Source organism: Streptococcus hongkongensis, assembly GCF_053206145.1.
Genome location: NZ_JBRUGD010000008.1, coordinates 97,483 through 123,260, shown reverse-complemented (window position 1 = coordinate 123,260; position 25,778 = coordinate 97,483). Strand labels below are relative to the sequence as shown.

General features: G+C 36.2%; 27 protein-coding genes and 4 pseudogenes. 5 read left to right on the top strand and 26 right to left on the bottom strand.

Going from position 1 to position 25,778, the window contains the following annotated elements:
* Window positions 1-150: 150 nt before the first annotated feature.
* Window positions 151-1,923 (bottom strand): oleate hydratase, encoded by a 1,773-nt coding sequence (locus ACVRZD_RS06700; protein ID WP_037627604.1) that lies wholly within the window; start codon window positions 1,921-1,923, stop codon window positions 151-153.
* A gap of 412 nt (window positions 1,924-2,335) precedes the next feature.
* On the opposite strand from ACVRZD_RS06700, the gene ACVRZD_RS06695 reads away from it, so the two are divergent.
* Window positions 2,336-3,439, top strand: a complete 1,104-nt coding sequence (locus tag ACVRZD_RS06695; protein ID WP_447450373.1) for an IS110 family RNA-guided transposase — start codon at window positions 2,336-2,338, stop codon at window positions 3,437-3,439.
* Window positions 3,440-3,699: 260 nt separating this feature from the next.
* Here ACVRZD_RS06695 and ACVRZD_RS06690 read toward each other — a convergent pair whose 3' ends face one another.
* The 8 genes from ACVRZD_RS06690 to rplK all read right to left on the bottom strand — a co-directional run bounded on the left by ACVRZD_RS06690 (window position 3,700) and on the right by rplK (window position 8,475).
* Window positions 3,700-3,915: a YozE family protein gene (locus ACVRZD_RS06690; RefSeq protein ID WP_037627602.1), complete on the bottom strand. Its 216-nt coding sequence runs from the start codon at window positions 3,913-3,915 to the stop codon at window positions 3,700-3,702.
* Between the two features lie 18 nt (window positions 3,916-3,933).
* Complete coding sequence (gene msrA, locus ACVRZD_RS06685) at window positions 3,934-4,455, bottom strand: peptide-methionine (S)-S-oxide reductase MsrA (RefSeq protein ID WP_037627606.1); 522 nt, start codon at window positions 4,453-4,455, stop codon at window positions 3,934-3,936.
* A gap of 67 nt (window positions 4,456-4,522) precedes the next feature.
* Window positions 4,523-5,377 (bottom strand): CvfB family protein, encoded by an 855-nt coding sequence (locus tag ACVRZD_RS06680; protein WP_447450372.1) that lies wholly within the window; start codon window positions 5,375-5,377, stop codon window positions 4,523-4,525.
* Window positions 5,378-5,459: 82 nt separating this feature from the next.
* Window positions 5,460-6,017 carry a ribosome recycling factor gene (frr, locus tag ACVRZD_RS06675; RefSeq protein ID WP_037627600.1) on the bottom strand — a complete coding sequence of 186 codons (558 nt, stop codon included), beginning with the start codon at window positions 6,015-6,017 and terminating at the stop codon, window positions 5,460-5,462.
* A 37-nt stretch (window positions 6,018-6,054) separates the two neighbouring features.
* Complete coding sequence (gene pyrH, locus ACVRZD_RS06670) at window positions 6,055-6,783, bottom strand: UMP kinase (RefSeq protein ID WP_037627598.1); 729 nt, start codon at window positions 6,781-6,783, stop codon at window positions 6,055-6,057.
* Window positions 6,784-6,899: 116 nt separating this feature from the next.
* A complete protein-coding gene (locus tag ACVRZD_RS06665) occupies window positions 6,900-7,190 on the bottom strand; it encodes an RNA-binding protein (RefSeq protein ID WP_037627595.1) in 291 nt (96 codons plus the stop codon).
* A gap of 64 nt (window positions 7,191-7,254) precedes the next feature.
* A complete protein-coding gene (gene rplA, locus ACVRZD_RS06660; protein WP_447450371.1) occupies window positions 7,255-7,944 on the bottom strand; it encodes a 50S ribosomal protein L1 in 690 nt (229 codons plus the stop codon).
* Window positions 7,945-8,049: 105 nt separating this feature from the next.
* On the bottom strand, window positions 8,050-8,475 hold the full coding sequence (gene rplK, locus ACVRZD_RS06655; RefSeq protein WP_037627592.1) for a 50S ribosomal protein L11: 426 nt from the start codon (window positions 8,473-8,475) through the stop codon (window positions 8,050-8,052).
* A gap of 249 nt (window positions 8,476-8,724) precedes the next feature.
* Between rplK and ACVRZD_RS06650 the strand changes: the two genes are divergently transcribed.
* The gene (locus ACVRZD_RS06650) at window positions 8,725-9,678 is read left to right on the top strand and encodes an IS30 family transposase (RefSeq protein WP_447450370.1); all 954 of its coding nucleotides are present in this window, start codon (window positions 8,725-8,727) and stop codon (window positions 9,676-9,678) included.
* 22 nt (window positions 9,679-9,700) lie between these two features.
* Here ACVRZD_RS06650 and ACVRZD_RS06645 read toward each other — a convergent pair.
* Both ACVRZD_RS06645 and ACVRZD_RS06640 read right to left on the bottom strand, forming a co-directional pair.
* Window positions 9,701-9,784 (bottom strand): annotated as a pseudogene (locus ACVRZD_RS06645) (helix-turn-helix domain containing protein); the annotation flags it as partial.
* A 170-nt stretch (window positions 9,785-9,954) separates the two neighbouring features.
* A complete protein-coding gene (locus ACVRZD_RS06640) occupies window positions 9,955-11,055 on the bottom strand; it encodes a baeRF6 domain-containing protein (protein WP_037627630.1) in 1,101 nt (366 codons plus the stop codon).
* A gap of 182 nt (window positions 11,056-11,237) precedes the next feature.
* Here ACVRZD_RS06640 and ACVRZD_RS06635 point away from each other — a divergent pair, with 182 nt between their 5' ends.
* Window positions 11,238-11,588 carry a DUF3397 domain-containing protein gene (locus tag ACVRZD_RS06635; protein WP_037627632.1) on the top strand — a complete coding sequence of 117 codons (351 nt, stop codon included), beginning with the start codon at window positions 11,238-11,240 and terminating at the stop codon, window positions 11,586-11,588.
* Window positions 11,589-11,615: 27 nt separating this feature from the next.
* On the opposite strand, the pseudogene ACVRZD_RS06630 reads toward ACVRZD_RS06635, so the two are convergent.
* A pseudogene (locus ACVRZD_RS06630) lies at window positions 11,616-13,094 on the bottom strand (DNA translocase FtsK); the annotation flags it as partial.
* Window positions 13,095-13,198: 104 nt separating this feature from the next.
* Window positions 13,199-14,033: pseudogene (locus tag ACVRZD_RS06625) on the bottom strand (cell division protein FtsK); the annotation flags it as partial.
* A gap of 429 nt (window positions 14,034-14,462) precedes the next feature.
* Here ACVRZD_RS06625 and ACVRZD_RS06620 point away from each other — a divergent pair.
* The gene (locus ACVRZD_RS06620; RefSeq protein WP_037627634.1) at window positions 14,463-15,272 is read left to right on the top strand and encodes a peptidylprolyl isomerase; all 810 of its coding nucleotides are present in this window, start codon (window positions 14,463-14,465) and stop codon (window positions 15,270-15,272) included.
* A gap of 135 nt (window positions 15,273-15,407) precedes the next feature.
* On the opposite strand, the pseudogene tnpA reads toward ACVRZD_RS06620, so the two are convergent.
* The 4 genes and pseudogenes from tnpA to ACVRZD_RS06600 all read right to left on the bottom strand — a co-directional run bounded on the left by tnpA (window position 15,408) and on the right by ACVRZD_RS06600 (window position 18,614).
* Window positions 15,408-15,832 (bottom strand): annotated as a pseudogene (tnpA, locus tag ACVRZD_RS06615) (IS200/IS605 family transposase).
* 239 nt (window positions 15,833-16,071) lie between these two features.
* Entirely contained in the window at window positions 16,072-16,902 is an 831-nt protein-coding gene (locus ACVRZD_RS06610) for a metal ABC transporter permease subunit (protein WP_447450369.1), read from the bottom strand.
* A 3-nt stretch (window positions 16,903-16,905) separates the two neighbouring features.
* The gene (locus ACVRZD_RS06605; protein WP_037625345.1) at window positions 16,906-17,619 is read right to left on the bottom strand and encodes a metal ABC transporter ATP-binding protein; all 714 of its coding nucleotides are present in this window, start codon (window positions 17,617-17,619) and stop codon (window positions 16,906-16,908) included.
* A gap of 62 nt (window positions 17,620-17,681) precedes the next feature.
* Window positions 17,682-18,614 (bottom strand): metal ABC transporter substrate-binding protein, encoded by a 933-nt coding sequence (locus ACVRZD_RS06600; RefSeq protein WP_037625347.1) that lies wholly within the window; start codon window positions 18,612-18,614, stop codon window positions 17,682-17,684.
* Window positions 18,615-18,756: 142 nt separating this feature from the next.
* On the opposite strand from ACVRZD_RS06600, the gene ACVRZD_RS06595 reads away from it, so the two are divergent.
* Window positions 18,757-19,404, top strand: a complete 648-nt coding sequence (locus ACVRZD_RS06595; protein WP_037625348.1) for a metal-dependent transcriptional regulator — start codon at window positions 18,757-18,759, stop codon at window positions 19,402-19,404.
* 29 nt (window positions 19,405-19,433) lie between these two features.
* On the opposite strand, the gene ACVRZD_RS06590 is transcribed toward ACVRZD_RS06595, so the two are convergent.
* The 9 genes from ACVRZD_RS06590 to aphA all read right to left on the bottom strand — a co-directional run bounded on the left by ACVRZD_RS06590 (window position 19,434) and on the right by aphA (window position 25,716).
* Window positions 19,434-20,126, bottom strand: a complete 693-nt coding sequence (locus ACVRZD_RS06590; RefSeq protein ID WP_037625350.1) for a 5'-methylthioadenosine/adenosylhomocysteine nucleosidase — start codon at window positions 20,124-20,126, stop codon at window positions 19,434-19,436.
* Window positions 20,127-20,143: 17 nt separating this feature from the next.
* Window positions 20,144-20,410 (bottom strand): cell wall synthase accessory phosphoprotein MacP, encoded by a 267-nt coding sequence (gene macP, locus ACVRZD_RS06585; RefSeq protein ID WP_037625352.1) that lies wholly within the window; start codon window positions 20,408-20,410, stop codon window positions 20,144-20,146.
* Window positions 20,410-20,964: an NUDIX hydrolase gene (locus ACVRZD_RS06580; protein WP_037625354.1), complete on the bottom strand. Its 555-nt coding sequence runs from the start codon at window positions 20,962-20,964 to the stop codon at window positions 20,410-20,412. The genes macP and ACVRZD_RS06580 overlap by 1 nt, the downstream gene beginning before the upstream one ends.
* A gap of 29 nt (window positions 20,965-20,993) precedes the next feature.
* Window positions 20,994-22,376 carry a bifunctional UDP-N-acetylglucosamine diphosphorylase/glucosamine-1-phosphate N-acetyltransferase GlmU gene (glmU, locus tag ACVRZD_RS06575; RefSeq protein ID WP_037625356.1) on the bottom strand — a complete coding sequence of 461 codons (1,383 nt, stop codon included), beginning with the start codon at window positions 22,374-22,376 and terminating at the stop codon, window positions 20,994-20,996.
* Window positions 22,377-22,476: 100 nt separating this feature from the next.
* Window positions 22,477-23,439, bottom strand: a complete 963-nt coding sequence (locus tag ACVRZD_RS06570) for a Gfo/Idh/MocA family protein (RefSeq protein WP_037625358.1) — start codon at window positions 23,437-23,439, stop codon at window positions 22,477-22,479.
* 14 nt (window positions 23,440-23,453) lie between these two features.
* Window positions 23,454-23,966, bottom strand: a complete 513-nt coding sequence (locus tag ACVRZD_RS06565; protein WP_037625360.1) for a GNAT family N-acetyltransferase — start codon at window positions 23,964-23,966, stop codon at window positions 23,454-23,456.
* Complete coding sequence (locus ACVRZD_RS06560; protein ID WP_037625361.1) at window positions 23,967-24,665, bottom strand: 3-oxoacyl-ACP reductase; 699 nt, start codon at window positions 24,663-24,665, stop codon at window positions 23,967-23,969. It lies immediately after the preceding gene.
* Window positions 24,658-24,894 (bottom strand): DUF2829 domain-containing protein, encoded by a 237-nt coding sequence (locus ACVRZD_RS06555; protein WP_447450368.1) that lies wholly within the window; start codon window positions 24,892-24,894, stop codon window positions 24,658-24,660. Before ACVRZD_RS06555 ends, ACVRZD_RS06560 begins: the two co-directional genes overlap by 8 nt.
* A 90-nt stretch (window positions 24,895-24,984) precedes the next feature.
* Window positions 24,985-25,716, bottom strand: a complete 732-nt coding sequence (aphA, locus tag ACVRZD_RS06550) for an acid phosphatase AphA (protein ID WP_037625363.1) — start codon at window positions 25,714-25,716, stop codon at window positions 24,985-24,987.
* Window positions 25,717-25,778: the final 62 nt, after the last annotated feature.

Sequence of the window (25,778 nt, the reverse complement as noted above, 5' to 3'; positions counted from 1 at the left end):
GTTAAAATGATGGCATGAAGGCCTTTTTATTTTGGCTTAAATAGCATAATTTATCAGATTTTAGAGAAATTAAGACTAGACAAGAAAAAACAAACTAGCAACTTCACTAGTTTGTCTTCGTTCTGAACATCCCAAATTTGGGATGTCAATTTATATTAAATGTGCTTCTTTTAGTAATTCTTCTACATAGGTGCCTTTAATTTTTTTGCGTCCTATTTTTTCAATGAGGCCTGGTATTGGCAAATCAAGTTTATCAAGGGGTTTCTTATCATTAAGGTAATAAAGGGCTTTTAATAATTCACGAATATCATATGCAGAATTAAAGACTTCCGGAATACCTCTTTCCACATCTAGTAAACTATAAACAGCTTCCATAGCTGTTCTAATAGAATATTCTGTCGTAAAGACGGTATCACGTGTTGGTGATTCTGCATAGTTACCAATAAAGGCTAAATTGACTGAACCATCAGGGATTACTTTCGGACGATCCCCCATCACACGTGGCATAAAATATGTCGTAATATAAGGCATGTAAACAGGAATAGTATTAATATAATCTTGACCAGCTAAAGTGGCAATTTTTTCAACTGGTACACCTAAATGATAGAGCCATTCTTCTGTGATCTCTTGACCTGTACATTCCTCAATTTTCTTATGAACATAATTGCCTTCGATATTAGAGTAGAGACCATAAATCCAAACAATTGTTTCATTATCCTTTTGTTCTTTAAAGTGTGGTTGACGATGAATAGCAAAGCTCATCATCCAATTTGAATCTTTAATTGTAACAATACCACCAGTATTTACCTTACCATCATGCAAGTCACGATTGGTTAACCGTTCTATATAGGGTTCTATAGCTGGGGCTTTGATAGTTGCAGTGGCAGAAATAAACCAACTTTCTGCTGGTAAATCGTTATAAAAGACTTTTGGACGACCAAATTCTTCGGACTGCGCAGCCATATTTTCCCAAAGATTCCAAGAGCCCCCTAAATCTTTATTTGCTTTTGCAACACTATGATGACTACCGTATGTGCTACTTTCAGTAATAGATCCATTCGTTACGAAGACCAAATCATCTTCTGTTAATTCAATTAATTTTCCTTGGCCAGCCACGGTTAATTGCAAGCTTTTAGCTACTTTTTTACCAGCTTTGAAATCTACAACAACATTATTAACCTTGGTGTCAAACTGAATGTCAACATGATGTGATTCCAAGTATGCAATAATGGGTTTAACCATAGAATCATATTGATTATATTTGTTAAATTTTAAGGAAGTGAAATCTGGTAGTCCACCAATATGATGAATAAAGCGCATCGCATAACGACGCATTTCAATCGCTGAATGCCATTTTTCAAAAGCAAACATGGTTGCCCAGTATGCCCAAAAGTTACTTTCAAAAAATTCCTTAGAAAAGACATCTTCAATCGTTTGTTTACCCAAGGATTCTTCTGTTTGTAATATCAATTTTACAAGTTCATTAGACTGTTTTCCAAGCGTAAATTGCCCATCATCTTCTACACGATTTCCTCTATTATGAATTAAGCGACAATTAGAAGAGTTAGGATCATCTTTGTCTAACCAATAAAATTCATCCAAATAAGATGCACCAGGAATCTCTAATGATGGAATAGACCGATACATATCCCACATACATTCAAAATGGTTTTCCATTTCACGACCACCGCGTGTCACAAAACCAAGTTCTGGTCTTTTGATACCATCCAGTGATCCGCCAGATAATGGTAATTCTTCTAAAATATGAATCTTTTCACCAGACATGTGACCATCACGGATGAGAAAAACAGCTGCTGCTAGTCCAGCTAACCCAGATCCCACAATATATGCCGATTTACCATCTACTCCTTCAGGTTTCCTCGGACGTGCAAAAGCTTCAAAATTTCCACTACTATAATACATATGTAGTCCTCCTTAACTTATAAGAATGTGAGTTATTTAAAACACCTTCATTTTACAACTTAAAAAAATGTGAAGCTATTAAAAAATAGATTTTTTGGCACTTTTTAGACGTTTTTTAAAAACTGTCTAATTTTTATCGTCACTATACTAAAAAGAGAATGGGACAAACACCTATGAGGACTTTGTCCTCACCCACAAAATAATGAAAACTAAGACAAAAGCCCTCATTAGGTATATAATCCTAGTGAGGGCTTTGTGGTTGATATTTTATTGATTGTTTCTATTCAATCGAGGAACAAACTAATCCACTCTACCTACGAGCACCCCAAAATATAGCCTCTCGGCATGAGTATAAAAATACGATACTATTAGGTAGATAAGTCCCCGTATTTCCTATAAAGGAGGCTGAATCATGGATATTATCTATGAATCTTGTGCTGGTATTGATGTTCATCAAGCCATGATTGCGGTCTGTGTCTTACACGGTTCCCTCACATCCACTCGTCCAAAGTGTGAGGAGAGGCGTTTTGACACAACAAGTGCAGGTCTATCTGAATGTCGAGATTTTCTTCTCTCATTAAAGGTACAGGCTTCCGGAATGGAAAGTACAGGTGTCTATTGGAAGCCAGTCTGGCATGCCCTTGTCGATAACTTTGAGCTCATTCTAGCCAATCCTGCTCATATGAAAAATATCAAAGGACAAAAGACCGATAAGAAAGATGCCCGTTCGATTGCCAAACTGACTCGAATAGGTCTCCTGCCAAAGAGTTTTGTACCCGATGAAACCATTCAAGAACTCCGTGAGTTAACACGGCAACGTAAACACCAAGTAGAAAATCGAAATAGAGAGGTCAATCGAATCCATAACATTCTTCAATCTGGTGGTATGAAATTGACCACTTACATAGAAGATGTTATGGGAGCCTCTGGTAGGAATCTGATGAATCTCTTGATCCATGAAGAAGTCATAACGCCCACTATTATCAAAGAAAATGTTTATACTTCTCTCAAGAAGAAGGTTCCGCAACTCCAGTTAGCCTTAGAGGGGGATTTCTCGGCACATCATCGCTTTATGTTAGGGCAATCCTTAGAGATTTACGACTTCTACACCCAACAAATTGAAATATTAGAGCATCGGATAGACACTTATTTAGAACAATATGAGCGTCAACTAAATATTTTAGATAGCATTCCAGGAATTGATCGGATAACAGCCTCTGTCTTTATAGCTGAGGTCGGGGGGGACATGAGTCAATTTCCGACTCCAGGCCATCTGGCTTCTTGGGCGGGTCTGTGTCCCGGAAATAATGAAAGTGCTGGTAAAAAGCGTAGCACTAAAATTCGACATGGCAATGCCTACTTAAAGAAATGTCTCTGCCAGGCAGTCAATGCGGCTAGACGACAGAAAGGAAGTCCCATTGGTCAACATCTCTTAAAACTTGCTTATTTCTTGATTGCCAACAATTTAACTTATACGGAATATTGCCAACAAAAAAGATTGTTAGAGACGAGCTAACAATCAAATAAAATTTTTCAACTTGATTATATCATAGGGAGAGGGGTTGTGTACTTTTTGGAGTTTACGTATAAAAAATCAGTAATTTCTTAGAAATTTGATTTTATCGTCCCACCTCCGCAAAGTTGAGTAGGGCTGTAAAAGTTGATTTTCAACGTATTAGAGCCCACTCAACCACTGCGTTACATACATAAATCTATAAAAAAAATGAGACTCAGAACATTTTGTCCCAGACTTCTCCAAATAGTCACAAGATAAGATTAATGGGCTAGATAGTCATCCCAAATTTGATCAAACTGTCCCAAATTAAAGGAGAAACTAGCTTGATCTTCCAAGTAGCTACTGATGATATCAAAGTCATCAGTGTGTTTTGGAAAAGTCGTATCCTCGAAAGCTAAATCTGCTAAAATAGCTTCTGGAGCATTAGATTTTGGGTTTCTTTGGGTCATTAACCAAGTATAAAATGATTTTCGCAAGTAATTCTCTCCTTAATCTTACTGCCAATGTTTCTCTAAAAAGTCATGTCGAATCCGACTACTTGCAGCATACCTGGCTGGATTCTTTCTATAAAAAGCTTGATGGTAGTCTTCGGCTGGGTAAAAAGGCAGAGCCTTTTCAATTTGTGTCACAATAGGCTGATCAAAGCGACCTGAATCAGCTAATTGCTCCTTAGATTGCTCTGCTAATTGCTTTTGCAGTTCTGACGTATAAAAAATGACGGGGCGATAATTATCTCCACGATCTTCAAACTGGCCAAAAGCATCTGTTGGGTCTGTTTGTGCCCAATAAAGCTCCAAAAGTTCTGAGTAACTAATGACAGTTGGATCAAAAATAATTTCTACTGCTTCAGTATGTCCTGATTGTTGATTACAAACCTCTTCATATGTAGGATTTACCACATGGCCACCTGTGTAACCACTTCTAACCGAGAGAATCCCGTTCATTTCTTCAAAAGGTTGAACCATACACCAGAAACAACCGCCAGCAAAGATAGCACGTTCTAAATTTTCTTCCATTTGTTTATCCTCAAATTTTATTTTCCTCATTGTAACAAAAAAGCTTGCCTGAGGCAAAACTTTTTCCTTAAATTAATTCTGTTCCTGTAGCATCTTGTTTGATCCGTTTTGCTTTCATCAAACCGCCTAGAGCTTTTTTAAATTGCCCTTTTGAAATACCAAAAGTTGCCTTAATGTCCTCTGGTGCTGATTTATCATTTAAGGTCATAAATCCACCATTAGACTCTAAGTAGGTCACAATCATTTGTGCATCGTTTTCTAACATTTCAAATGACCTTGGTTTGATTGATAAATTCAAGGTACGATCAACTTCTCTAAACCCAACAACACGAGCATCTAATACCTGCCCTAGGCGAGGTTCAGAATAACGTTCATTAGGATGGATAAAACCAAGCATGTTATTTTCTGGCAAGTAAACAAAGGTACCAGATAATTTCAATCGGTAAACGATTGCTGGCCAGTTTTGATTTTGCATATTATCATAGGCCGGATCTGCCATTTCCTGGAATATTTCTGGTTGTGCTGGGATACCCCAGAGACGATCTTTATTATCTACTGTAATGGTAATGTATAGCTTGTCTCCCTTTTTAGGCCACAATTCCTTCATATCTGGTAACAGATCTAAAGAAACAGCAATTTCTTTGTTTGGAATCCCTGTGTTGACGAAAACACCTAAGTCACGACGAACATCTGTCACTTCACCCCAACCATAAGAATCCCTACGAGACTTGATATCTTTTGTTGTCAAACGCAGCTTTTGTTTCATATCTGGATAGGCAAAGCCAGTTACCATATCTCCTATCTGATGCTGACCTTCTTCTTTGGAAAGTGTAAAGATAAAACCATCTTTTTGGATAAAATAGGCCTTGTCATTTTCTTCTCTGACCAAACCCGTAATTTGTGTTGCTAATAATTCATTCATATTTATACCTTTAAAAAAGTAGGCACAAGTCAAAAACAACTGCTTCTGAAATTGCTACCTACCTCCATATCTTTAATTACATTTAAACTTCTAACAATTCTTTTTCTTTGTTAGCTGTCATTTGATCGATGTGCTTGATAGCATCATCTGTAGCTTTTTGAATATCTTTTTCCAATGTTTTTAATTCATCTTCAGTGATTTCTTTTGCTTTTTCTTGTTTTTTAGCCTCATCCATTGCATCACGACGGATATTACGGATAGCAATTTTAGACTGTTCACCAACTTTTTTCACTTCTTTAGCCAGTTCTTTACGTGTTTCTTCAGTTAAAGCCGGAATAACAAGACGAATGACTGAACCATCATTTGCAGGTGTGATTCCTAAATCAGAAGCATTAATAGCACGTTCAATATCCTTAATTGAAGACTTATCAAATGGAGAGATGAGTAAAACTCGTGCTTCTGGAACTGTAATTGAAGCTAATTGATTAAGTGGTGTTGGTGCACCATAATATTCAACTTGAATACGGTCTAAAAGACTTGCATTAGCACGGCCTGCACGGATTCCTGCATATTCACGTGATAATGATTGATGTGACTGTTGAAAACGTTCATTCGCTTTCTCGATAATAGCATTTGTCATTTTTATAACTCCTTGTAACTTATGTTCTATTCTGATATTAGTCTACTGATTTATTAGAAACGGTTGTACCAATATGTTCTCCAAAAACAACACGTTTAATATTACCAGCTTCATTCATATTAAAGACAACCAAATCAATATCATTATCCATTGATAATGTTGATGCAGTAGCATCCATGATTTTCAATCCGCGCTTGATTACTTCACCATGAGTTAGTTCATCAAACTTAACAGCATTCGCATCTTTTCTTGGATCAGCATTGTAGACCCCATCAACACCATTTTTAGCCATTAAAATTGCATCTGCTTCAATTTCAGCTGCACGAAGAGCTGCTGTGGTATCTGTTGAAAAGTAAGGTGAACCGATTCCTGCACCAAAGACAACAATACGACCTTTTTCTAAATGTCTTAAGGCGCGACCACGAATATAAGGTTCTGCCACATTTTGCATAGGAATTGCAGTTTGAACACGGGTATCAACACCAAAATGTTGCAAGCTATCAGCCATTACTAAAGCATTCATTACTGTTCCTAACATACCTGTGTAATCTGCTTGAACACGATCCATTCCTGCTTCTGCTGCAGGTTCACCTCTCCAGAGGTTACCTCCGCCAATAACTAAAGCAATTTCAACTCCAGAAGCATGAACTTCAGCAATTTCTTTAGCAATAAGTTGAACTGTTGAGATATCAATTCCAACACCTTTATCACCAGCAAGTGCTTCCCCCGAAAGCTTGATTAATATACGTTGATATTTTGGTTCCAATTTACTTTTCTCCTTAATTTGTCTTTACTATTCTATCATAAAAATTACTTTTTTGACAGTTCTATATCAGCCCACAAGTAAAAATTACTTTCTAAATAGTATAAAAGCCAATTAAGTTAGTCTATCTTAGTTAATCCAAGTGAAAAAAGCCGATAAGTCTTTTGTAATTCAATGATATATCTAGATAAGTCGACTAATTCCTTTGGTGAAGAGCAGGTTAGAGCTATCATTTCTGCCATTACAAAACGCCCTAAATGATCTGCTAAGATATAAAGATTCTCTTCTGTTTCTAAGCGCTTAGCATTTTCGAGTAAGATTTTTCGAAGCTGATCAGAAATAATCCCTTCTGGTAAATTGTAAAGTGCAGCAATTTTTTCATAAAAATCAGTTTTGTTCGCTTTTATCATTTTTTCTCCCTAAAATCATTAAATTTTTAATCAAAAAAAGCTATCCGAAGATAGCTTTGATTAATTACATTGTTGAAGGGTCAACTTTAATACCAACACCTTGAGTAGATGTGATAGAAACATTAGTCATGTAAGTTCCTTTTGCTGTTGAAGGTTTAGCTTTAACCATAACATCGTTAAATGCTTTGAAGTTTTCAACTAATTTATCAGCATCGAACGATACTTTACCAATGATAGCTTGTACGTTACCAGCTTTGTCTGCACGGTAAGTGATTTTACCACCTTTTGATTCTTCAACTGCTTTTGTAACATCCATAGTTACAGTACCAGTTTTAGGGTTTGGCATCAAGTTACGAGGTCCAAGGACACGTCCAAGACGTCCAACGATAGCCATCATGTCTGGTGTTGCAATAACAACATCAAAATCAAGCCATCCGCCATTGATTTTAGCAACTAAATCATCTTCACCTACGAAGTCTGCTCCAGCAGCTTTTGCTTCTTCAGCTTTAGCACCACGTGCAAAAACAAGTACACGTTGTGTTTTACCAGTTCCATTTGGCAATACCATTGCACCACGGATTTGTTGGTCAGCTTTACGAACATCAATGTTCAAGTTATATGCAACTTCCACAGATGCATCAAATTTTGCGAAGTTAGTTTCTTTAATTAGTGCTACAGCTTCTTCTACACTGTACGCTTTTGTGCTATCAATTTTTTCAAGTGCTGCACGCAATTGTTTGCTTTTTTTAGCCATTTTAAAATTCTCCTTGTAATGTGGTCATATCGATTTGATTTAAAATCTCCCACGTCACTCATCAAACTATGATGAAGTCGTGCGGGTAATAGGGATAGTTACTGATTATTCAGCGATTGTGAATCCCATAGAACGAGCAGTACCTTCGATCATACGCATTGCAGACTCAATGTTTGCAGCGTTTAAATCTGGCATTTTAGTTTCAGCAATTTCTTGTACTTGTGCACGAGTAACTGTTGCAACTTTAGTTTTGTTAGGTGTACCTGATCCTTTTTCAACACCTGCAGCTTTTTTCAAAAGAACAGCAGCTGGTGGTGTTTTAGTAATGAAATCAAATGATTTATCTTCATAAACTGAGATAACAACTGGGATGATCATACCAGCTTGATCAGCTGTACGAGCATTAAATTCTTTAGTGAATCCCATGATGTTAATACCTGCTTGACCAAGAGCTGGTCCAACTGGTGGAGCTGGAGTTGCTTTACCAGCAGGGATTTGAAGTTTTACAAGTTTTTCGACTTTTTTAGCCATGTTAAAATCCTCCTGTTGTGGTTTTGGCGGTAATTAAGATTTTTACCTCCCACAGATATGCAAATAGCATACCCTACCATTATACCTACTTTATAAAAAAAATCAAGACTTTAGAGTGATTTATTAAAAAAATTGTATCAAAAGTGATTTGAAAGTTCTAAAATGAAGTTAGCCACTTAAGGGTATCAAAAAACATCTCAGAGAGATATAATTGTAATCTACCACAACAACAATTGGAAGGTCTCTGAGATGCAAAACTATTATACACCAAAAGGAAAACAATTAACACTAGCCGAGCGTCAAATGATTGAACGTTGGCTTAAAGAAGGAAAATCCAATCGCGAAATGGCGAGAAGATTAGCTAAAGCTCCTCAAACCATTAACAATGAAGTCAAGCATGGGCAAGTTAGGCAGCTAATCCGTAAGGGAAAGTATGAGCTAGTTTACTCAGCTAACTTTGCACAAAACATCTATGACAATAACCGTAAACGCTCTGTTAAGAAAGTTTCTCTCACCAAGGAACTTAAAGAAAAGATTTTGCATTATATGAACCAGAAGCTTTCGCCTGAAATGATGGTTAAAACCAAAGGTGTGGATGCCCCCATCTCGACAATTTACTACTGGATCCATCACGGACATCTTGGCATTACTGAAGAAGCACTGCTTTATCCTAGACGAAAAAGGACTAAAAAGAAAGAAGCTAGCCCTAACTTTAAGCCTGTCGGCAAGTCTATTGAAGAACGACCAGAAAGTATTAACAAGCGAGAGAATATAGGCGATTTTGAGATTGATACCGTTATTCAGACGAGAGCTAAAAACGAGTGTTTATTGACGTTAACCGACAGAAAGAGTCGGTTTCAAATCATTCGGCTTATTCCTGATAAATCGGCTTATTCGGTAAATCAAGCTTTGAGGACAATCCTACAAGAGTATCACATTAACTCAATCACAGCAGATAACGGAACGGAATTCAGTCGCTTAGCTGAGGTTTTTGACCCTGAACACATCTATTATGCACATCCTTACGCCTCATGGGAGCGAGGAACAAATGAAAACCATAATAGACTCATTCGCCGCTGGTTACCTAAGGGAAGCAAGAATGCGACCCCAAAACAGGTCGCATTCATTGAAAATTGGATAAATAACTATCCTAAAAAAATACTAGGTTACAAATCTCCGAAAGAGTTTTTCTTGGCTGGCTAACTTGAACTTGAAATTTAGCATATGAAAGATAAGCTTCGATTTTTCCACGTTCTGCTTCTGAGAGGTGGTGATATGACTGTTTTGTGGTAGAATAGTGAGTGGACATGTTCTTCTTTTCCTTTATACTTTGTTTGGCGACTTTAGTATATCAGATGAACATGTCTTTTCTGTCGCACTTCATTTTACAATGTGGGAAAAATTACTTTAGTAACATCTAAAAAAACACACCAAGATAATAATTCTTGGCATGTTTTTTAGACTTTGAAATAAGGTAACCTAATAACGAGTGCGAGCACTAATTGTCAAGCCTTCTGCTGCTTCATCTTCAGTAATAACATAAATTTTTCCTGAAGATTTTAAAACTTCTACAACAATTAAACGAAGGTCAATGGCTTTATCATTGTCATTGCCTGTAACTAAATAGTTACCTTGACCATCTTTTACAATCAATAACTCAGCAATACGATTTTCAAAAGCTAAGGTTTTGATTTCTTCTAAATTATTTTCTACTTTAAATTCAAGGCTTGTTTCATTAAAACGATTGACCAAATCGGATAAATTATTTGTTTTTATGCCACTAATAAATGCTTGAGCTTGTTTTGCAATTTCTTCATCTGAAATCTTGGCAGCTGATTGTTCAATGCCAGAATCCATTAATCCCTTATATTTATTTATAGCACGATAAGCAGCCTGATTTTCTGGAAGTGCATATAAAATAGTTTCATTATTTTCTTCTTGACCAAAATACTCGATTAATGAAGCATTCACAAATCGGAAGAAATTATTACGGTCAATTTCTTTCTCATTACTAGTATCATTATGACCATGGAAACTATGTTGTCCATTCCCTTCCTGACCACCAAAGCTACTGTGGTTTAATTCACCACCAACAATCTCGTCTCCTAAAGCTTGTGTTAAACTTATTGGCCAAGTTTCATCCTTAATTTCATTCAGTGAAGACATCTCAAGTTCAAATAAACGCGCTTGATCTTGATTTAAAACAAGTAAATGGTATTCACTTGTAAATTGGAATTGCTCAATTAATGGTTTGAGATATGGTGCTGGACCTAAAACTATCCCGTTCACAACTGGACCTTCAACTTGATAGTAAAAAGAATTATCTTTAGTAATGTATAAAACAAGACTTCCACTACCGGTTAGGATAGTTCGAGCATTATTTTTCACCTCTGCAACTTGGTTTTGCCACTCTTTTTCCAATTTGTCAGTTAATTGACTGGCTTCTTTTAAATAATTATCTAAAATAATACCATCTTTTTCAGAATAAGCAGATAAGGGATTTAAATCGATAGTAATTGTAATAAATTGGCGATCCTCAACGAGTAAGTCAGGATGCGGAAATTGATTTAACTGTTCCATATATTTCTCCTTTACTTATTTTTGTTATATAATAATCGTAACATAAGCGTCTTCTTTTTTCTAACAAAAACCATAAGTGACCTCACATTTTTTATTGAAAGTGGTCTTATTGTTGCAATCATGCTTATTACTAGATTAAAGAAATGGTTTACAATATCTATGAAAGAGTATAAAATTATTTTATGATAACCTATAAATTAGTGGCACTCGCCTTTATCCTTTTAACACCAATAGTTTCATATATCGTTGTCTCAAGCTTTAAACTTGGACGTTATGGCATTAAATTCCCTGATTTAGCATTACTATTATTCATTCTGAATATTGCCTTAGTCTCAGGAAAATTTTTCACTCATAACTTTCTTCCCTATTATCTAATTTTGATGGCTATTTTATCAATCGTCATTTGTTTAGTACTAGTCATTAAATTTCAAAAATTTACCTACCCTAGATTTATTAAACTATTTTGGCGGATTGGATTTTTAGTCACTTTATTTACTTACTTTTTACTTGTTATTGCAATCTTTATCATATAAAAATAACCTTGAGCTATGCTCAAGGTTTTAATTTGTCTGTAAAACTTTTCTAGGTTTTGTTCCTTCTGCTGGTCCAATAACTCCCGCTTCTTCTAATTCATCCATTAGACGCGTCGCTCGGTTAAAACCAACTGATAAACGTCTTTGAATCATTGATGCAGATGCTTTTTGGGTTTCTAACACTAGTGCTTTTGCTTCTTCAAATAAGGGATCTCCCTCATTTGAATCACTAGAAGATCCATTAGCCAGATCATTTTCAGTTACTTCACCTGGATCAAAAGCATCGTCATAATCGGCTTCTGCTTGATCTTTGATAAAGCCTACTATTCTCTCCACATCATCATCAGAAATAAATGACCCTTGGAGTCTTATTGGGTGATTTTCATCAATTGGCTTAAATAACATATCACCGCGTCCAAGTAATTTATCAGCGCCATTTTCATCAAGGATTGTCCGACTGTCTGTCCCAGACGAAACAGCAAAAGCAATACGTGATGGGACATTAGCTTTAATTAAACCAGATATGACATCAACTGATGGCCTTTGAGTCGCCAAAATCATATGAATACCTGCAGCACGCGCCTTTTGACCTAACCTAATAATGGCATCTTCAACTTCTTTACTTGCAACCATCATCAAGTCTGCCAACTCATCAACAATAACAACAATCAGCGGCAACGGAATTTGCTTTTGCTCTGATTGGCTATTATAATCTTCTACTTTGGCATTATAACCAGCAATATTTCGGACGCCTACTTTACTAAAGAGTTCATAGCGATTTTCCATTTCATCTACTACTTTCTGTAGCGCCTTACTTGCCTTACGTGGATTAGTCACAACCGGGATTAAAAGATGGGGAATATCATTATAGACTGACAATTCAACCATTTTGGGATCAACCATTAAAAATTTGACTTGATCCGGTCTAGCTTTCATCAAAATACTAGAAATTATCCCATTAACAGCAACTGACTTACCTGACCCTGTTGAACCTGCAACAAGCAGGTGAGGCATCCGTGTTAAATCAAAAGAGCGCGCCATGCCATTAACAGCTTTACCAAGAGGAACTTCAAGTAGTTTATCTTCACTCGTATGAGATTGTTCCCAAAGTTCACGAAATGAAACTGTTGCAATTTCTGAATTTGGTACTTCAATACCAACTAAGGATTTTCCTGGAATAGGTGCTTCAATCCGAACATCCTTAGCCGCTAAGGCCAGAGCTAGGTCATCAGCTAAATTTGAAATGCGATTTACTCTAACACCTACTGCTGGCTTAATTTCATATTTTGTAACTGAAGGTCCAATTTCTGCACGTTCAACTTTAACATCAATCCCAAAACTTTTAAATGTTTCTTCTAAAACCGTTATATTTTTACGTACCAAACTCTTCTCTTTCGATTGATTTTTTGGTTTATCTGGTGCAAATAAATCAATCGTTGGCAACTTATAAAGGAGATTAGCCTTAGGAGCAAAGTCTACCTCAACCGGCTCATCATCAAAAATCTCTTCCTCAACCTCAATCTGATCAAGCTGACTTGTTGACTCCGGAATAGGATAACTTTCTAACATAGCTTGCGTGTCATCAAATTGATCCATTTCAATGATTCCCAAATCCTCAGGATGAGATTCATATGAAATAATTTCAGGTTCGACGAAGGGAGCTGCTACTTCCTCAGAAGATAAAATAGGCTCACCACCATCTAGACCCTCAAGAATTTCACCAGTCTCAAGGTCAACAGCTTTAGTAAATGCATTATTCTCAAGCATAGCCTCTTCTTGCAAACGTAACTCTAATGCTCTTGCTTTTTCTTCTTTTTTGATATAGCGGAGCTCTTTAGCAGTTTGATAGCGATCAAGCGCTTTTTGGACTTGTGCTTTCACAAAATGACTAATGTCATAGACGTCCCAAGGTGTCATCAAAAAGAGACCCAAAAGGATAATTAATGCGCCTATAAAAAATGAGCCAATATTTGAAAAGAGAAATGAGACTGGTTTATAAAGTAAGGCTCCAAGCATACCGCCACCAAGGAAAGAATGAACTTTAAACTGTAAGAGGTCCCCCAGAATTAACCGAGCAGTCCCTGTGAAAATTTCTTTGTTTCTCATATCCACAAATGTAAAAAGATAAGCATGCCATTCAATCAAAAGACCCAAAAAAAGGATGACAAATCCAGCAATAACACCTTCTTTTCTTTGAAGCCATTTAAAGAAAAATAAATAAACGAGAAATGCAAAAATAAAGAGATAGGCCAAACTTCCAACCATGAAACGGATAACATTATAGGCCATAATTCCAAATATACCTAATCGGATTGTAGCAAAAATGAGAATAAGTGCAGTCAGAACAGAAAAAAGCATTCTCTTAATGGCAGCTTGCTTTTCAATTTCTGCTTTTGTAGGGCGTTTACTTTTAGCCCCTTTTCGTTTTTGATTTCTTTTAGTCATAAAAACATTATACCACAAAGCTATAAACGAAGCACTTCTATCTAATATTCTCCTCGACTGGAAGCTAAGGAATTTTCCTGCTATTAGTTTATCAATATATAGGTAGGAGAATTACTATGGAAATACAAATGGTGACATTCCATTTCCTGATGAAGCTTAGACAAAAGTTCTCAGCTTCTTTTCTTTTGTAAGCTGATGTATATGTATGACGCAGTGGTTGAGTGGGCTCTAACACGTTGAAAATCAACTTTTATAGCCCTACTCAACTTTGCGGAGCTGGGACGACAAAATCAAATTTCTAAGAAATTACTGATTTTGTCGTCCCACTCTCAATAAAGATAAGTTTATTCAAAAGATCTTCTAAATTTTTTTAGTTTTCTTTATGTTTTATATGGTAGAATATAAAGAAAAGAAAGCCAAGGAGTCTCTATGAAAAAACTGCTATCACTTAGCTTAATCATTTTATTTCTTTCTACCTTAGTTGGCTGTCAGACAATTGATCGAGCTATTAAAGGGGATAAATATGTTGACGATAAAATTGCTCAAGAAAATAGTAGCAAGGCAGAAAAAGCCTATCAAAAACAGTTAAAAGAAGCATTGAAAGCTAATAAAGATCAATTCCCTCAATTGACTGATCAACTTGATAAAAATCAAGCAGAAGTTGTACTACTAACAAGCCAAGGGGATATCACCATTAAATTATTTCCAAAGTTAGCACCTCTTGCTGTTGAAAACTTTTTAACACATGCTAAAGAAGGCTACTACAATGGTTTAACATTTCACAGAGTTATTAAAGATTTTATGATCCAAGCTGGTGATCCTAAAGGAGATGGATCAGGCGGACAATCTATTTGGCTAGATAAAGATTCTGATAAAGATAACGGAAAAGGGTTTGCTAATGAAATTTCACCTTACCTATACAATATCAGAGGAGCTTTAGCAATGGCAAATGCCGGACCTGATACAAATGGCAGTCAATTTTTTATTAATCAAAATTCTGCTAACCAAAGTAAGTCATTATCATCTGATAATTATCCACAACCGATTATTGATGCCTACACTAAAGGAGGAAATCCTAGCCTAGACGGAGGTTATACTGTCTTTGGACAAGTTGTATCAGGAATGGAGATCGTTGATAAAATTGCTAAGACACAGGTCGATAAGAATGATAAACCTCGTGATACAATTACTATCAAAGAAATAAAAATCACTAAAGATTACACCTTTAAAAAATCATAACCACCCGTCAAACGGGTGGTTTGGTCCAGGGCTATAAGCCCAAATAACTAGCCAGCGCCTAAAGACGCTGGCTTTCACTTTGTTCAAGCCTCATTGCTTTTGACTCGTCACCGGCCTCTTAAAGAGGCATTTGTATTACTTACTGTTATCCCTAAAGGGATCCTCATATTCTTTCACACTCAATTTATCTAGTGCTATATCATGTTTTTCTTGTTCTTAAATATATTTTTTTATTGTAGCTTCATTTAATCCAACCGTACTAACATAATAACCTTCTGCCCAAAAGTGTCGATTCCCAAATTTATATTTCAGATTGGAGTGCTTGTCGAACATCATAAGTGCACTCTTACCTTTTAAATAGCCCATAAAACTTGAAACGCTTAACCTTGGTGGAATGCTTACTAACATGTGTACATGATCTGGCATCAGATGTCCTTCTATTATTTCTACACCTTTATAGCGACATAATCTTTGAAAAATTTCTCCTAAACTACCTCTATATTGATTATAGATTATTTTTCGTCTATACTTAGGGGTGAACACAATGTGATAGAACACATCCACTTTGTGTGTGACAAACTATGTGCCTTTTACGCCATATTTTTTTACTCCTCTCGCTTTACAATTGGCTTGAACACCTATATTGTAGCGCGTTTGGAGTTTTTTGGTAGTATAACTTTCGACGCGCACCCGCATAGCGGGTGGTTTTTTTGTTTCGCACCTGCGGAGCGAAACGGACTGAAAGTCACATAATAAAGCAAAAACGGACAAGTTAAGACGATTTAACTTATCTGTTTTTTTAGGCTTTACGATATCGTTGTTTGGGAGAAAGAAAAAAACTAATCGTAAAAATAATTGCCGAAGTCAAAACTATCATAGATCCTGCTGCAATATTAAAAGTATAACCGATATATAAACCCAGTACGGAAGAAATGGCACCAATTGAAGAGGATAATAGTAACATTGCCTTTAAACTATTGACATATAAATAAGCTGTCGCAGCTGGAGTAATTAACATGGCCACTATTAAAATAGTCCCGACACTTTGCATAGCCGTGACAGAAACTAATGTTAAAATAATCATCAATAAGTAATGATAGAAAGTAACATTTATCCCCATTGTCTGAGCCAACACGGGATCAAAAGATGTTAATTGCAGTTCTTTAAAAAAGAGAATAATGACTCCGATAACAAGAATAGAAACTCCAATAGTTACCCATTTATCACTATCTTGAACAGCTAAAATATTTCCGAAAAGAATATGAAACAAATCAGTTGAACTATTGGCAACCCCGATCAAGATAATCCCCAAGGCTAGAAATGAACTAAATGTAATTCCAATAGCTGTGTCTCCTTTTATCACACTATTTTCTTTGATATAAGTAATTAAAACGGAAGCAATAAGACCAAAGCAAATTGCTCCGATAAAAAAATTAATCCCTAAAATATATGAAACCGCAACACCAGGTAGTACAGCATGAGAGATAGCATCACCCATCAATGACATTGATCGTAAAATAATAAAGCACCCTACAATTCCTGAGACAATACCAATAACCAAGGCAGTAATCAGAGCATTTTGTAAAAAATGATACTGTAATATGCCATTTATAAATTTATCAAAAACCATTTCTTATCTCCTTATTAAATGATCGCCATAGGCTTTTTCTAATGCTGGAATGGTAAAGGCTTCTTCTATTGATCCATAAGCTAATAACTGTTTATTTAACAACAAGATACGGTCAAAATACTCCTCAACCTTACTTAAATCATGATGAACAATTAAAATCGTCTTCCCCTCATTAGCTAATTCTCTAAGAAGTCCCAATATAATTGATTCACTTAAAGAATCAATTCCCACGAATGGTTCATCCAAAAATAAAAATTGTTTTTCTTGAATAAGGCACCTAGCTAATAACATGCGTTGAAATTGTCCACCCGATAAACTTTTGATTGGGCGATTAACAAAATCTAATAAACCTACTTTTTCTAAGTAATGATTGACTTTTCTTTTTTCTGTTTGTCCGACCTTTTTAAACACCCCTAATCTTCCATAAGTACCTAATAAGACACACTCTGAAACCGTCATTGGAAAATTGACATCAATGTGACTACGCTGTTCAACATAGGAAATAGCTGTTTTTCCAAGATTGCTACACATAGGCGTTAAAGTAATTTGACCCGAGTAAGGTATTAATCCCAAGATTGCTTTCATAAAGGTCGATTTACCAGCACCGTTCGGTCCCAGGATACCAATAATTCCTCCTTCATTAATGTCAATAGTGATATCTGTCAACGCTTCTATATTACCGGAATAGATAACATTTAGATTTTTTATTGAAATCATAAAAAACTCCTCCTAGAAATAAATAAAGCACATGCTCCTAGAGCTCCTGTGCTTTATGGCTATTATTTTGCTAAACCTTCTGAAATCTTATCTAAATTCCACTTCATCATTGCATAGTAACTATCTCCTGCTTGTCCTTTTTTAGCGACTGAATCTGTAAATATTTCAGAATAAATAGGAATACCACTATCCTTAGAAACTGATTTCATTGGACGGCTATCTACACTTGACTCAACAAATAACGATGATAATTTCTTCTTCTTCAACTGGTCAATTAAACTTGAAATTTGGTCAGGTGTGCCTTCTTCTTCAGTATTAATTTCCCAAATGTAAGCAGATGGTACTTGATAGGCTTTTGAGAAATATTTAAAACAACCTTCACTTGTTACAATCATCTTTTTCTCAGCAGGAATCTTATTAAACTTAGATTTAGCTTCTTGATCTAATTTTTCTAATTTAGAAAGGTAAGAATCCAAGTGAGATTGGTAATACTGTTTATTTTTTGGATCTTTCTTAATCAGTTGCTTTGCAATATTTCGAGAATAGATCATCCCATTTTCAAGATTCAACCAGGCATGAGGGTCTTCTTTTCCTTTTTCATTCTGACCTTCTAAGTAAATCACATCAACGCCATCAGAAACTGCAAAGTAATCTTTGTTTTTTTCTTTTTTGGCATTCTTAATTAATTTTGTAAACCAAGCATTGCCACCATCTTCTAAATTAATACCGTTATAAAAAACCAAATCGGCCGAGCTTGTTTTCTCAACATCCTCAGGTAACGGTTCATACTCATGCGGATCTTGACCAACCGGAACGATACTGTGTAAATTAATTTTATCACCGGCAATATTTTTTGTCATATCGGCAATAATTGAATTAGTCGCTACGACATTCAACTTATCATCTTTTTTTGTTTGTTGACTTTGGCTTGAACAAGCTGATAGCATCAGCAATGATAAGGCAGCAGTCAAAACAAATGTAAATTTCTTCTTCATTTTTTCTCCTTAATACATGTTATTAAATTAATTAAGTATAGTTAATTATAATATTAATCTATATTATTTAATTGCTTTTGTCAAGATTTTTCTGAAAAATTTTGTTATAATAATGATTATAAATAAGAGAAAGGCAAAATAAATGACGCCTAATAAAGAAGATTATCTTAAATGTATCTATGAACTTGGACAAGAATCCAAAAAAATTTCTAATAAAATGATTGCCGAGAGAATGCAAGTTTCTGCACCCGCTGTTTCAGAAATGATTAAAAAAATGATTAACCAAGATTGGATTGTTAAAGATAAGGATCGAGGTTATTTTTTAACAGAAAAGGGCTTGACATTAATTGCTAGTCTCTATCGTAAACATCGATTAATTGAAGTTTTTTTAATTAATCACCTTTCTTATACTTCGCAAGAAGTACACCAAGAAGCAGAGGTCTTGGAACACACTGTTTCAGATACTTTTATCGATCGCTTAGATGAACGTTTAGGCTTTCCGACATTCTGTCCACACGGAGGAACCATTCCTCGCAAGGGACAAGCCTTGTCTGAAATGCATACTAAAACCCTTAATCAAGTGACTCAAACTGGGCAATATCAATTAAGTCGAATTCATGATCAATACCATTTGATTCACTATCTAGAAACTCATCAATTAAACATTAATACTAATTTCAAGTTAGAGCAAATTGATAATTTTGCCAAAACTTATACCATTTCTTACCAAGACAAGACCTTAATGATTCCTGAAAACATCGCTAAAGAACTCTATGTCACCGCACAATAAAAAAGATTGGAAAATTTTTCCAATCTTTTTTAGTTTAATTTTTCAAGAAATGCTACTAAGATTTTTGCTGATTGTTTACCTGCTTCAATAATGAACTGATCAAAAGTGATATTAGCATCATGTGCAGCTGTATCACTCATCGCTCTTATCACAATAAATGGAAGCTTACATGCGTGGGCTGCCTGTGCAATTGCCGCCCCTTCCATTTCCACTGCAAGTACATGAGGGAAATGCTCTTTAATCTGATCAATCTTATCTTGACCAGCAATAAAGGAATCACCCGTAACAATTAGGCCAATTTTACTATGGTTATCAGCCTCATTAAGAACAGCTTGAAATGTTAAAATAAAGTTTTGATCACAGTCAAAAAATAGAGGCTGTTGAGCCATTTGTCCATAATCATAACCAAAAGCAGTCAAATCAACATCATGATAAGCAAGCTTCTGTGCAACAACAATATCTCCAATAGCAAGTTCACTTGCTACAGCACCTGCTGATCCGGTATTGATAATAGCTTCAACCTTAAAATTTTCAGCTAACATAGCAACCGTCATCGCTGACATGACTTTTCCAATTCCTGATTGAACCAGTACTAAATCATGCTGTCCAATACGTCCACTATAATAGCTTGTTCCTAAAATAACTTGCTCATTTTTATCTGACAAAGCCTCCAAGAGGGTCTTTAACTCCTCCTCCATGGCTGCAATAATCCCAATTTTCATAATCGTGTTTATCTCCTTTAAAGTCTAAATACTGCAAAAATTAGGATCGCAATTAAGACTAATAAGGCAAACAACATCAAGTTTAACTTAGCTTGAAATTGACTTCTTCTAGCATTCTCAATGCGTCTGCTTTTATAAATGCGATTATCATCATAATAATCATTTTCTTCTGAATCTTCAAATGTGATAATCTTTGTATCTGAGTCTAAATAAGGGTCTTGATCAAAAGTCTCGCCACGTTGTGCACGTTCAATGACATCATCTGTTAATAAAGATTTTCCCATTAGTCTCTACCTCCAAAAGTTAAACCGTAGTATTGAATAGCAAGAATTGTCTTAGCATCAACTATTTTTCCAACCGCAATCATGTCACATGCCTCTTTATAGGAAACTTCTAATAGCTCAATCACTTCATCGTCATCTTGTGGGTGAGGATTGGGAACTTTTTCTAATTGACTTGCCAAATAGAGCTTGATTTTTTCATTACAAAATCCAATTGCTGTGTAAAACTCATAAATGAATTCTAACTGACCTTGATAGCCTGTCTCTTCCTCTAACTCTCTTGCTGCCGCGTCAAGCTCAGAGCCAGTTTCACCAACCTCTAATTTACCAGCTGGTATTTCATAGGAAATCTGCTCAATCGCTTTGCGATATTGCTTAACCAAAAGAATTTTTTGAGCATCAGTAATGGCAAGGACCGATACGGCACCACGGTGAAAGACTAGTTCTCTTTTGGCTTGTCCAAGACCATTAGGAAGCTCCACGTCATCAACAGCAACCTTAAAAATGGCACCGTCATAAATAGTTTGGCGACGAATAGTCTTTTCTTCAAATTCCATCCTTCTCCTCCTTTTCACAAGTGGTTAGCTTATTTTTTGTTTGATGGATGATGAGGCAAGCGTTTGGCATAGCCTTCTTTTGTTTCTTGGCGACTTCGCCCAATTGCAACGCTGTCAGAACTTACATTTTTGGTAATGGTAGAGCCGGCTGCTGTTAGCGAGTTATCTCCTATTTCCAAAGGTGCAATAAGGGTTGAATTACTGCCAATGAAAACATTGCTGCCAATAATTGTTTTGAACTTGTTTTGACCATCGTAGTTAACAGTAATTGTACCAGCACCAAAGTTAACGTCAGATCCTACTTGCGCATTACCAATGTAGGTTAAGTGCCCTGCTTTAGTCCCCTGCCCAAGAGTTGAGCCTTTGACCTCCACAAAATTCCCAACATGAACATTTTTTTCAAGTTTTGAACCTGGACGGATGTGGGCATAAGGGCCAACAGTAACAGCGTCAGCAAGTATTGATTCTTCAATCATAGAGTTAGTGATAACAGAAGATTGTCCAATTTCAGAATCAACAATGTATGTCCCATTCGTCAAGACTGTCCCAGACCCAATTTTTGTTTTCCCTTTTAAGGTTACATTAGCTTCAATCACAACATCTGGTTCAATGATAACATCACGTTCAATGTAAGTTGCATCTGGATTTTGGAAGGTAACGCCGTTTACCATATGGGTCTTGTTAATGCGACGATGCATAACATTTTCAGCTGTCGCTAGGGCAACGCGATCATTTACTCCCAAACTTTCATTGAAGTCACGGAGAATATATGCTCCGACTTTTTCGTGGTTTTCTCTAAAAATTGAGATAACATCAGTCAGATAGTATTCACCTTGCGCATTATTGGTATTAATATTTTTCAAAGCTTCAAACAGACGTTTGTTGTCAAATAAGTATGTACCTGTATTGATTTCTTTAACAGCTTGCTCATATGAGTTAGCGTCTTTTTGTTCAACAATTTTAATCACTTCATCGTCAGAGTTTCTGATAATACGACCATAGCCAAATGGATCCTCAGCACGCGCTGTTAAAATAGTTGCTACATTTTTATGATTCACATGGAAATCAATGAGATTTTTTAAGCTTTCACCAGTAATTAGGGGGGTATCACCTGCAATAACTAAGGTATTGCCTTCCAAGTCAGCTAACTGTCCCTCAGCCATCATAACAGCATGACCAGTTCCTAGTTGTTCTTCTTGAAGAACAAATTCTGATTGTTCTGCTAAAACTTCTTGAACAAGCTCTGCTTTATGTCCAATAACAGTGACAAATTTTTCAGGTTCAATAGCAGAAACACTGCGAAAAACATGTTCTAACATGCTTAATCCTGAAACGTTATGAAGCACTTTTGGAAGGTCAGATTTCATGCGAGTACCTTTACCCGCAGCTAAGATTATTGCGTAGTTTGTCATATTATTTCCTTATTATTTCTATTCAAATATGACCTCATTATAGCATAAAATGTGAAAGACTGCATAAAGAGGGAGTTAGCTAAGCTATCTCCCTCTTTTTTTAGATTTGTTTGGCTGCTTGATCCAAGACTGCCATAACCATTTGACTATGCTCTAAAGCCTGCTTTGCTTTAGCATAGTCCTTATTATTGATGATTTCTTGGAAGGCTTTAAACTCAGCCACCATACGATGATTGCCTTTATTCAGGTCAATAATTTCTTCTTCCTGATCATTCAAAGTCAAGGCAACCTTAGGAACGGTATTGGTTGCTCCTAAAATACTGATTGACCCTTTATTTCCTTGGATTGTTGACTTGATTTCAGCACTACAATCCTTAGCACCAATACAAACCACCTTGAATTGCCCATAATCCAAAATCAAAATTCCTGAAGTATCAATATGTCGTTCAATATTTGGCATGTAATTGACATTTTGGGGCTGACCAAATAATCCGACAACAATATGAATATTATAAACATTCAAATCGCGTAGAGCCCCTCCCCCTTTTTCAGGGTCAAAGGCTGGCGCAATCTCTCCAGCTTTAAAAGCATCATAACGAGAGGAATATTGAGAATAATTGCACTCAACAATCTTGATTTCCCCAAGTTGCTCTAAATGATTTTTTATAAAAGTAACATTTTCTAAGTACTGATTGGTGATTGCTTCCAATAAAATCAAATTCTTATCCTGGGCAATCTGACGTAAATCTTCAAACTCAGTCATCGTTAAGGTAAAAGGCTTTTCACAAATAACATGTTTGTCTGCAAGCAAAGCCTTCTTAGCCATGTCATAATGCAAATGGTTTGGTGTAGCAACATAAACTGTATCAATTTCTGGATTATTTAAAAGATAATCATAATCACTTGAGGCTTCCTCAATTCCAAAATCCTCAGCTAATTGTTCCGCCTTTTCAATGCTACGTGCTGTTGAAAGAATTGCTTTTAGGATTATACCATCAGTTTCCTGTAATACTGGTAGAGCCTCCTCGACAATTTTTCCTGTTCCTAAAATAGCTAATTGCATTCTATCTCCTTCTCTTAATCTGTAATTCCAAATTCATCAGCGAATCTTACTTGTCCTGATAAGTCATTCTGTCCAGCAAGGGGCAGTACCATAAAATATTGACTTGGAAAGTCGTTAGGAATGGTCACGCCCAACTTTTGGGCATTTTGATAACCAAATTTAGGATAGTAAACATCACTACCAAGCACAAAAATTAAGTCAAATCCCATTTCTTTTGCCTTAGCATGCCCTGCTTCAATTAATTGACTGCCAATCCCTTGCTTTTGCCACTCTGGTGCAATTGCAATTGGCGACAAGACTAATGATTTCTGATCAGAAAATTTTGCTTTTGTAAACATAACAAAACCAATAATTGTTTCCTTATCTTCCATGACCAATGTTAATTCTGGCAGGTAGGCTGTTCCAGCTCTTAAAGCCTCAACCAACTCTGCCTCATTACCATCAGCATGTTCAGCCGTCGCAAAAGATTCATTGATTAAGGAATGAATCTTTTGATAGTCTACTCTATTTTCTGGTCTAATTTTCATTTATTTCAAACTCCATCCACCATCGATTTTAACAATCTCACCTTGTAAGCCAGAAGCTTTCCCACTAGCCAAGTACAAAGTTAATTCTGCCACTTCATCAGCTTCTAACCAACGCCCAATTGGTGTTTCTTGAGCTACCCAATCCGCCATGCCACCGGGCTCAAAATCACTGGCCGTCATCTGAGTTTTAACAGCACCAGGCGCAATCCCGAAAACCGAAATACCAGCCTTGGCATAGTCCAATGCTAATTGTCGCGTGAACCCAGCCAGGGCGTGTTTACTAGCTGTATAAGCCACACCGCCTCCACCAGCCATGAAACTGGCAATGGAACACATGTTAATAATGATGCCGGATTGCTGCGCTAGCATTTTGCCCAGAAAAAAGGAAGTCGCTCGAACAGCCCCAAAAAAGTTGACGTCCATAATCCTTGCAAACTGGTCTTGACTGACAGCAAGCAAAGGCAAGTAAGCATCCAAAATGCCAGCCGTGTTGCACAGAATATCAATTGTCCCAATTTCTTCAAAAATCGCCTGACAATCTTGACTGATATCAGCCTGATAAAAATGAAAATTACCAGTCAATTTAGGTTGGTCAGCTAGATCAAGACCATATACAGTATAACCAAGTTTCAAAAAAGCCTGAGCTTGGGCAAATCCAATTCCAGATGATACACCAGTCACTAAAACCGTTTTAGTCATTCACTTCAACCCAATCTTCAGCCAAGACGTCACAAGGTGTCGGAGCCCACATTGAGAAACCTTCACCATCCCCAGAAACATTGATTAGAAAATAAGGAGTAACTTCCAAAGCTTGCCCATTTTGTTCAATTGAATCAAACAATTGAACGTAATTCTCAGCCCCCCCCCAACCAGTTCTCACATATTTTTTCTTAGCTTTTAAGCCAGGTAATATCTCTTCAAATGTCATCTCAACGACTCCTTTTCTTAATTCTCTGTCTATTATACCATCTAAGAGGCAAAACATAAAAAAAGGAAACCTTGATAACAAGGTTTCGACTTAGTAGGCTGAATTTTTGAGAACTTCTTCTTTGTATCCACCAGCTTGTGGCAGTGGTAAATTAGTTGAGTTTGGAGCTCTTAAAATTCTGATAGGTCGTGCACCAGCTTCTCTGGCAGCGTGAATATCATCATCACTATCTCCGTAGTGGATTTGCGAATGGTATTTATCAATGAAATAGCTCTTGTCATATTTAAATGGTTTAACAACCTTATCACCTGTATAATTAATTGGGATAACTTTTTTCAAGTCAAAGTCTTTAGCAAGTGATTTAGCTGTTTTATCAATTTCCCCTTCTTTGTACATACTTCCTCGGGTACGACCTGTAATAAAAACAATTTTATCTCCCCGTTTCTGGTGCATTGCTATTAATTCTTTTGCATAATTTTTAGGAATTGAATCCTGATCACCACGTTTTGCAACAAAATCCCAGAACTCTTGTTTGTGTAAATAATCAAAACTTCCTGGCGTTAAGTAAGTTTTCCCATATTGAAAATACTGACTACTAAACAGTAGTGTATCATCAATGTCAAAACTAACGGTTACTTTACCTTTACCTTCTAAGCTCTTCTCAATTTCAGCAATCGTAACATAGGTTACTGGAGCATCCTTTGATAACTCAGTAATCCCTTTTTGTTGATAAGGAACCTTGGGTCCTGTTGCTTCTACTGTCATAGTAGCCATTCCAAATAAAGAAAGAGTTACAAAACCAGCTAATAAATGTTTTTTCATATAAAATCCTCCACCTATATTTTACAACCCAAGCCCTGTTATGTAAAGCGCTTTCATATTAA

Bases quoted from the DNA above. Each gene is read 5' to 3' on its own strand.
- ACVRZD_RS06695 (WP_447450373.1), top strand. From the start codon at position 2,336: ATGGATATTATCTATGAATCTTGTGCTGGTATTGATGTTCATCAAGCC.
- ACVRZD_RS06590 (WP_037625350.1), bottom strand. From the start codon at position 20,126: ATGAAAATTGGGATTATTGCAGCCATGGAGGAGGAGTTAAAGACCCTC.
- ACVRZD_RS06560 (WP_037625361.1), bottom strand. From the start codon at position 24,665: ATGACTAAAACGGTTTTAGTGACTGGTGTATCATCTGGAATTGGATTT.
- ACVRZD_RS06610 (WP_447450369.1), bottom strand. From the start codon at position 16,902: ATGGTTTTTGATAAATTTATAAATGGCATATTACAGTATCATTTTTTA.
- frr (WP_037627600.1), bottom strand. From the start codon at position 6,017: ATGACAAATGCTATTATCGAGAAAGCGAATGAACGTTTTCAACAGTCA.
- rplK (WP_037627592.1), bottom strand. From the start codon at position 8,475: ATGGCTAAAAAAGTCGAAAAACTTGTAAAACTTCAAATCCCTGCTGGT.
- ACVRZD_RS06635 (WP_037627632.1), top strand. From the start codon at position 11,238: ATGATAACCTATAAATTAGTGGCACTCGCCTTTATCCTTTTAACACCA.
- ACVRZD_RS06565 (WP_037625360.1), bottom strand. From the start codon at position 23,966: ATGAAAATTAGACCAGAAAATAGAGTAGACTATCAAAAGATTCATTCC.
- ACVRZD_RS06640 (WP_037627630.1), bottom strand. From the start codon at position 11,055: ATGGAACAGTTAAATCAATTTCCGCATCCTGACTTACTCGTTGAGGAT.
- ACVRZD_RS06555 (WP_447450368.1), bottom strand. From the start codon at position 24,894: ATGACATTTGAAGAGATATTACCTGGCTTAAAAGCTAAGAAAAAATAT.
- ACVRZD_RS06700 (WP_037627604.1), bottom strand. From the start codon at position 1,923: ATGTATTATAGTAGTGGAAATTTTGAAGCTTTTGCACGTCCGAGGAAA.
- glmU (WP_037625356.1), bottom strand. From the start codon at position 22,376: ATGACAAACTACGCAATAATCTTAGCTGCGGGTAAAGGTACTCGCATG.
- ACVRZD_RS06620 (WP_037627634.1), top strand. From the start codon at position 14,463: ATGAAAAAACTGCTATCACTTAGCTTAATCATTTTATTTCTTTCTACC.
- ACVRZD_RS06595 (WP_037625348.1), top strand. From the start codon at position 18,757: ATGACGCCTAATAAAGAAGATTATCTTAAATGTATCTATGAACTTGGA.
- msrA (WP_037627606.1), bottom strand. From the start codon at position 4,455: ATGGAAGAAAATTTAGAACGTGCTATCTTTGCTGGCGGTTGTTTCTGG.
- macP (WP_037625352.1), bottom strand. From the start codon at position 20,410: ATGGGAAAATCTTTATTAACAGATGATGTCATTGAACGTGCACAACGT.
- rplA (WP_447450371.1), bottom strand. From the start codon at position 7,944: ATGGCTAAAAAAAGCAAACAATTGCGTGCAGCACTTGAAAAAATTGAT.
- ACVRZD_RS06680 (WP_447450372.1), bottom strand. From the start codon at position 5,377: ATGAATGAATTATTAGCAACACAAATTACGGGTTTGGTCAGAGAAGAA.
- ACVRZD_RS06650 (WP_447450370.1), top strand. From the start codon at position 8,725: ATGCAAAACTATTATACACCAAAAGGAAAACAATTAACACTAGCCGAG.
- aphA (WP_037625363.1), bottom strand. From the start codon at position 25,716: ATGAAAAAACATTTATTAGCTGGTTTTGTAACTCTTTCTTTATTTGGA.
- ACVRZD_RS06605 (WP_037625345.1), bottom strand. From the start codon at position 17,619: ATGATTTCAATAAAAAATCTAAATGTTATCTATTCCGGTAATATAGAA.
- ACVRZD_RS06665 (WP_037627595.1), bottom strand. From the start codon at position 7,190: ATGATAAAAGCGAACAAAACTGATTTTTATGAAAAAATTGCTGCACTT.
- ACVRZD_RS06600 (WP_037625347.1), bottom strand. From the start codon at position 18,614: ATGAAGAAGAAATTTACATTTGTTTTGACTGCTGCCTTATCATTGCTG.
- ACVRZD_RS06580 (WP_037625354.1), bottom strand. From the start codon at position 20,964: ATGGAATTTGAAGAAAAGACTATTCGTCGCCAAACTATTTATGACGGT.
- ACVRZD_RS06570 (WP_037625358.1), bottom strand. From the start codon at position 23,439: ATGCAATTAGCTATTTTAGGAACAGGAAAAATTGTCGAGGAGGCTCTA.